Source organism: Flavobacterium sp., from assembly GCF_035456085.1.
GTDB lineage: Bacteria > Bacteroidota > Bacteroidia > Flavobacteriales > Flavobacteriaceae > Flavobacterium.
In genome coordinates this window covers 1-7,604 of record NZ_DATIDY010000194.1, presented here as the reverse complement: position 1 = coordinate 7,604, position 7,604 = coordinate 1, and the positions used below count along the sequence as shown (strand labels likewise).

3 protein-coding genes and 1 pseudogene are annotated in these 7,604 nt (G+C 33.0%); all 4 read right to left on the bottom strand.

Going from position 1 to position 7,604, the window contains the following annotated elements:
• The coding region (locus VLC96_RS14670; RefSeq protein ID WP_325264088.1) for a RagB/SusD family nutrient uptake outer membrane protein at nt 1–1,159 on the bottom strand (1,159 nt) is incomplete at its 3' end.
• 11 nt (nt 1,160–1,170) lie between these two features.
• Complete coding sequence (locus VLC96_RS14665) at nt 1,171–4,338, bottom strand: SusC/RagA family TonB-linked outer membrane protein (protein WP_325264087.1); 3,168 nt, start codon at nt 4,336–4,338, stop codon at nt 1,171–1,173.
• A gap of 871 nt (nt 4,339–5,209) precedes the next feature.
• A complete protein-coding gene (locus VLC96_RS14660; protein ID WP_325264085.1) occupies nt 5,210–6,760 on the bottom strand; it encodes a RagB/SusD family nutrient uptake outer membrane protein in 1,551 nt (516 codons plus the stop codon).
• Between the two features lie 12 nt (nt 6,761–6,772).
• A pseudogene (locus tag VLC96_RS14655) lies at nt 6,773–7,604 on the bottom strand (hypothetical protein); the annotation flags it as partial.

Genomic DNA, 7,604 nt, shown 5'->3' with positions numbered 1-7,604 from the left:
AATTGTTCATTCCTCCCCATGTATCAGGTTGCCCTGTTTCGCTAGTAGCTTGTCCCACTACATATTTCTTAACTGCAGCACCAGTATTGCTTAAGGCATCTGGATATTTCGTTTTATCCATTACAAAACCTACAACACCATCACCTTTTAGATTTGGATAAGAATCTCCGTAGATCATAAAAGATTCTTTTCTTCTTAAATCGCCAATTTCAAAAGCATCTTGAACATCATTCGTTGGTATATAAGTAGCACCGTATGATGCATTATCATTCAAAATATCCAAACCGTATTGGATATTAGAAAAGTTTCCACCTCCGTAACTACCTATCGAGCCAGTCCATTGCCAAGAATAAATAGACTCATGGTTATTATTTTTACTTGTAAAAAATAAATCTGCAAAATTTGGCAATAAATCAAACTCGCCTGAATTAATAACTTTTTCGGCCATTGCCTTAGACTCAGCATATTTTTTTTCATACAAATACACTTTTGCCAAAAAAGCTTCGGCTGAACCTTGAGTTACAAAAATATTGTCATTCCCTGGGGTTCTCGATCTAATTTTTGATTTAAGATTTGCAGCAGCATATTTAAAATCATTTTCAATAAAAGTATAAACGTCTTCTACTCTATTTGTATTTACCAAAGGGTCTTTTCCTGTAACTAAGTTATCTTCGATAATTGGCACTGGTCCATACAAACGAACCAAATAAAAATAAGCTATAGCTCTAAAAAAATGTGCCTCGGCAACAGTATTTTTAACTACTGCTTTACTTACATCTGCTGTAGCATTTCTTTCAATATTATTAATTAAATTATTTGCTTGGGCAACAATTGCAAAACATGCTCTCCAAGAATCTAACAAAATAGGACTATCAGAAGTTATTTTAAACTGTGTCAACTCTGGTCCATCTGCATATGCTATACAGTTCCCTGAAGACAGCTCAGACAGTGCATAAAAATTTTTGGTAAAATAAGGAGCCCACATTGCTCCATACATACCATAAGTAGTTCTTGCTACTTGCTCATCAGTACTATAAAACTCGTCACTGCTGTAACTATCTTCAGATGGGCGATTCAAGAATTCTTCGCTACAAGATGTAGTTGCCAAACCTAGCGTTAAGAATATTACTAAGGTTTTTATATTGATATATTTTTTCATAAGAGTAGTTATTAAAATTCTAAGTTCAATCCAAAAGTAAAACTTCTGTTCGTAGGATAACGCCCTGAATCAATTCCTGTTAACAAAGCATCTTGATTGTACGAACCTACCTCTGGGTCATAACCTGTATAGTCTGTAAATGTGTAAAGATTTTGAATACCTAAGTAAAATCTTAATTTACTCATACCTGCTTTCGAAATAATATCCGAAGGTAAATTATAACCTAAAGTTACTTGCTGAATTCTTAAGTAAGACGCATCTTCTACATAACGATCAGATATTGCGATGTTTGGATGTCCATCTCCTCCATCAGGTCTTGGGTATTTTGCATCAACATTCTCTGGAGTCCAAAAATCTACAGCTTCAGCCAATTGGTTTTCATACAAACGTTGGTTTTTAGTAGCTGCACGTCTAGTCAAGTTCATTACTTTATTACCATAAGATCCTTGTAAAAATATCCCTAAATCAACATTCTTGTATTTAAAAGTATTATTGAAACCATAAGTAAATTTTGGTTGAGGATTACCTATAAAGGTTAAATCTTTATCATCAATTAACCCATCTTTGTTTTGATCTACATACTCAATATCTCCTAATTGACTTTTCACAGCTTTATTTCCTGTGAAAGGAATTGGAGCATTTGCTAATTGTTCATTAGTTCTGATAATACCAACCGCTTGGTATCCGTAGAACTGACCAACTGGCTCACCAACAACTGTTTTGGTTACTGCTTTATTGGTATAATCATTAAGCATAACATCTTTTGTCAAATCAAAATTGTCTTGCAACTCTAACAATTCATTTCTGTTCAATGAGAAAATCACTTTTGAATTCCAACTAAAATCGTTTCCAAATTTATTATTGTAATCTAAAGTTGCCTCAAAACCTTGGTTTCTTAGACTTCCTAAATTTACTTTTGGTGCTCCTAAACCACCTTGATAATCATCTGTACCAGTTACATAATAAGGCAACGGTAGAGTAAATAAAAATCCTTCAGACTGTTTTCTGTACACATCAAATGTAGCTTGGAGTTTTGAATCAAAAAGTGTGAAATCCAAACCAAGGTTTGTCTGTACAGAAGTTTCCCATGTTAAATCAGGATTTGCAATATTATTCACTGTAAAGAAATTACCCAATGCAGATTTAATAGCACGAACAGTACTATAATAACCTCCACCTCCAATATTTTGGTTACCAGTTTCTCCGTAACCAGCTCTGAATTTGATATTGTCAACATACTTTTTAGTTCCTTCCATAAAACTTTCGTTTGAAAGCTTCCAATAACCTGAAACTGAAGGGAAGTAACCCCACTTTTGACCTGGTCCAAAATTAGAACTTCCATCCGCTCTAAATGTAGCCTGTAAACCATATCTATTGCTATAGTCGTAATTAAATGCCCCGAAATAAGAAGTCAAAGCAGAACTTCCTTTATATTCTGATGCAACAACTGTATCAGGATCTCCTAAACTAATAGAATGAATATCATTACTTAACAAGCCTGAAACTGATTGTGAATTACCGTACCAATGACTATCATTAGCCTCTTGACCAACTAATAAATTAAAATGGTGCTCTCCTGCATCAACCTTATATGTCAAAACATTTTTGATATTAATACCATACCAATTGTTAGCTCTCTCTACCAACTGATTAGTTTCTTTAACAGCAGCTCCCCAAACATAAGTAGGTTGAAAACCTTCAAAATTGTCAATATTAGTAGATCCGCCAAAATCAAATCTATATTCTAATCCTTTTGCTAGTTTGAAATTAGCATAAAAGTTTCCTAAGAAATTCCTTTTGACCAAATGATTAGTATTCATCAAGGCAGAAGCCACCGGATTAATCCACACCCCTATTGACCCGTCTGCTGGTGGTCCAGCATATTCTCCGTTAGTATCTCTAACTGCAACATCTGGAGTAGATAAAATAGATGTACTAATAATACCGTTACTAGCACCATTGATTGTAATATCCTCGTCTGTTATACCAGTTCCAACTGAAACCCCAATCGTTAACCAATCTTTTATTTTGGAATCAACATTTGTTTTAAAATTATATCTTTTAAAACCAGAACCAATAACAATACCTTCTTGATCTACATAACCGCCAGAAATATAATAATTAGTTCCTTCCTTTGCTCCAGAAAATGAAATCTGATGACTATTCATTATTGCTGTTTTATAAATCTCATCTTGCCAGTTGGTTCCTTCTCCTAATACTGATGGAACTGCAAACTCATCTCTCGGATTTACATTGTAAACTGCTGCCAAAGCGTTTTGCTGTACAGCATATTGATTCAAGGTCATGGTTTCCAATAAATTAGTCACATTTTGAACAGATAAAAATGTATCATAAGTGATTTTACCAGTACCTTTTTTACCTCTTTTTGTGGTGATAATCACAACACCATTGTTCGCTCTAGATCCATAGATAGCGGTTGCAGAGGCATCTTTCAAAATATCCATTGATTCAATATCATTAGGATTTAAAAATGCTATAGGACTTGTAGCAACGTTTCCTGTATTTGATCCTAAATAACCAGTTACAATATTACCTCCTGTAGCAGCACTGGTAGCATCTCCAGAAATAGGAATACCATCTACTATATATAACGGCTCATTAGTTCCTGAAATAGAAGTTGTACCACGAATTTTTACTGATACATTACCTCCTGGCTGACCGGAGTTATTCGTTACAACTACTCCAGAAGCACGTCCTTGTAACAACTGATCTACAGATACTTGTGGAGAATCTGCAATATCTTTTGTACTAACCATAGAAATAGCTCCTGTTAAATCTTTTTTCTTAACGCTTCGGTATCCTACGTTCACAAGAACCTCCCTAAGATCCTCAGCACTCAAAGTCAAAACAATAGTGATTTTTCCGCCGTCTTTAACATTTACGGTTTTAGGAACATAACCGATAAACGAAGCTGTTAATAAAGAATTAGCTGGAACAGTAATATTAAATGTTCCATCAAAATCGGTACTAACCGTTTGTTTAGTACCACCAGAAACAATGTTTACTCCAGGAATAGCGAGCCCATTTGCATCTTTAACTACCCCTGTTACTTTAACCTGAGCGATAATTGGATTACTTGCCAGAAATAAAAATAAAATCAATGGAACCGCCCATTGATCGGCACTCCAATGAATTAAATTAGACAATAGTTTTTTCATAATAAAAATTTGTTAGTTAGTTAATAATTACCGAAAAAATTCATTCTAGCAATTATTATTTATTAAGTATGGTTTATAATTAACAAATTTATAACAGTGCTTAACATTTAATTAATATTATTATATCATTTAATGATAATATTTTTTCAAAATAACTTTTCAAATTACATATACAGAAATTATATCATCTATTTTTTTAATTATTATTATTTTAAATCAGAAAAAAACACCATATATATAATTTATTATAAAATAAAAAGCATCTTAAAATCAGAATCTTAAGATGCTTTTAGTAAGTAAATATTTAGAGTTTAATCTTAAGACATATATTGTCCAAGCGATTGAAATTGATATTATTTGTTTTTTATTAAAAAGAATAATTCAAAATTCTAAATAAAAAACAACAAGAACCATTAATTTACACATTCTAAAATTTCATTATCATTTTTCTTTTATTGTGTTTATTCAATCTATAAATAATCATATAATACTAAATTGTCATTCACAGGTTAAAAAAAATAATATGAAATGAAATACTTAACCAAATTTCTGTTAACAAATTGTTTTTTAAGATCTAAAACCATTCTTATTTAATGACAAAAAAAATAAAAAATCCTTTTGATATGTTTACCACATATTTTCAAAAGATAAGTACTGGTCAAATTCAGGGTGATTCTGATAAATTATTTTTTTTTCAATGATAAACGGCAATTTCATTTAACAAAAGAGGCCGTCTCACAAATTCTCAAAATCTGTGAAATAGCCTCTTTTTTTTTGTTTTTGCTTATTCTAAATCTGTGTCCTCAAATATTAATTTCTGCCACTGGCTTTTTATCATAAGACTTTTATAAGCTTTCCCGATATCCAGAAATTAATAACCTGGATTTTGCTTAAGATTATGATTAACATCAAGTGCATTTTGAGGGATTGGAACCAAATCATGACCAGCAGGAATGGTTATATTAAATCTATCTTTGATATATTTTACATGGTTTCCAGATCTTCTTAATAAAAACCATAATGAAAACTCTCCCGCTAATTCATGTCTGTACTCATTTAAAATGGCGTCATCCATAGCAGCTGTAGGCTGTGTAGTCAATCCAGCTCTATTTCTGATTTTCATCAAATATTGCATCGCTTTCGCATCATCACCCATTTTATGATAACATTCTGCCTGACTAATTAAAACCTCACCATATCTCATTATAATAAGATTTTGACCTCCAAACAAGTGTGGATAACTCCATCCTTCCACTTTCGGATCTCTCCACGCTTTTACATTATAATATCCTGTTCTGCCACTAGAAGCTGTTTCTCCGGGGCCATACCATGGCGCATCAACAGTACCACAAGTATTCATACCTCCATAATTGGCAATTATATTTTCATAATTAGAAATTTTAATAAGTGGATCAGGATGAGTTTCGCCTGGCCCGATAACAGTAGCAGCTTTTCTTGAATCGCCAGGTTCAAATGAGTCGTGCAAAATTTTTGTAGAAGCAGCATATCCGCCGCCTTTACCAATCTCTGCTGGCATACAAAATGATTGTAAGAAAGTAACATTATCATCTCGTCCCCATGACAAATCGCCTAAAGCATCATTAAATTGAAGTTCAAATAAAGATTCTTTGCCATTTCTATTTGCAGCAGCATGAATATCCAGAAAATTTGCTTCCAATTCGGCATGCCCTTCTAAAGCTTCATATGCTTTTGCAGCTTTATCATATTGTTTTAACCACATATAAGCATTTCCAAGATATGCATAAGCAGTACCTTTTGTTGCTCTTCCTTTATTCAATGCATCGTATGTCCATGGCAATTTAGTAACCGCCACTTCCATATCTTTAGCAACTTGAGCAAACACTTCATCTTGTGAGTTTCTTGGTGCATAATCATTTTTACCATTTGCCGGTTCAATTACAATTGGTACACCACCAAAATTTTCAGCTAAAATGGTATAAAAAATAGCTCTAAGCGCTAAACATTCTGCTTGTAATCTACCTCCTAATTCGGCACTCACTTTACCATCTTCTATAGCAGTAGGTAATTTTTCTAATGCCATATTTGCCCTTCCAATTCCTATATAGTGACTTTCCCAAAGTGCATTAAATGGTCCAAAAGTTGCAGGTATCTCATATCTTTGAAAAAAAGTATCGGCTCCAACATTCAAAAGATCTTGTGATAAGAAATTAGCTGGATAGAACAACGCCTTAGTATCGTACTCTGCACTTTTTTCCCCTTGAAATGTATCATATATTCCTGTAATAGCTGCAGTAGCCGTCTCATCATTTGAGAAAACTATATCACCATCAATACCATCTGTTTTTTCATCTTTCAAGAAACTTTCAGAACAACTTGAAGAGATTAGTATAGCGAAAGCCAAAAATAAATTCGCTATCTTAATTATATTATTTTTTTTCATTTTCTACTATTTTTAAAATTGTAAATTAAGACCTAACGTAAATGATCTGGATATTGGATAAGTACCAAAATCAATTCCCCTAGTCTGCACACCACCTGCAGTTCCAAGTTGATCCGAAACTTGTCCAATTTCTGGATCCCAACCAGTGTATTTAGTAAAAGTCAATAGATTTTGACCACTTACATACACATTTAGGTTTGTCATTCCAATTCGTTTTATTAGGTCTTCTGGAAGAGAATAACCAATTTTTAAATTTCTCAATCTTATGTAAGAACCATCTTCAATAAAATGATCTGATGCTCTATTATTTTGATTTGGATCACTCAATGTTGCTCTTGCATATTCATTGGATGTACCTTGCCCTCTCCAATAATTATTATAATACTTGACACTTACATTTGTATATCCGTTATCTATACCAAAACCACCTGCAGTTTCTTGCTCAACTCGTGTGTAATTAAGAATTTCATTTCCGAAACTACCATTAAAATCCAAACCTAAAGTGAAGTTTTTATATTTCGCATTGAAATTTAATCCACCATAAAAATCAGGAACTGGGCTTCCTATAACAGTTTTATCATCAGCAGTAATTTTACCATCTCCACTAATATCTTTAAATTTTCTATCACCTGGTGCAGTGGCTGAATTTTGATATACTCCACCTTCTGCTTTTGCATTTAAAGCATCAATTTCTGCTTGAGTTTGAAAAATCCCATCTGTTTTGTAACCATAAAAAGCTCCTACATTTCCACCTACATAAGAACGGGTAATATCTTGCCAGTCATCAACAAAAGTTGGTGCGAACTGGGAAGAAAATTTCACAAATTCTTCTCCTCCAAGACTA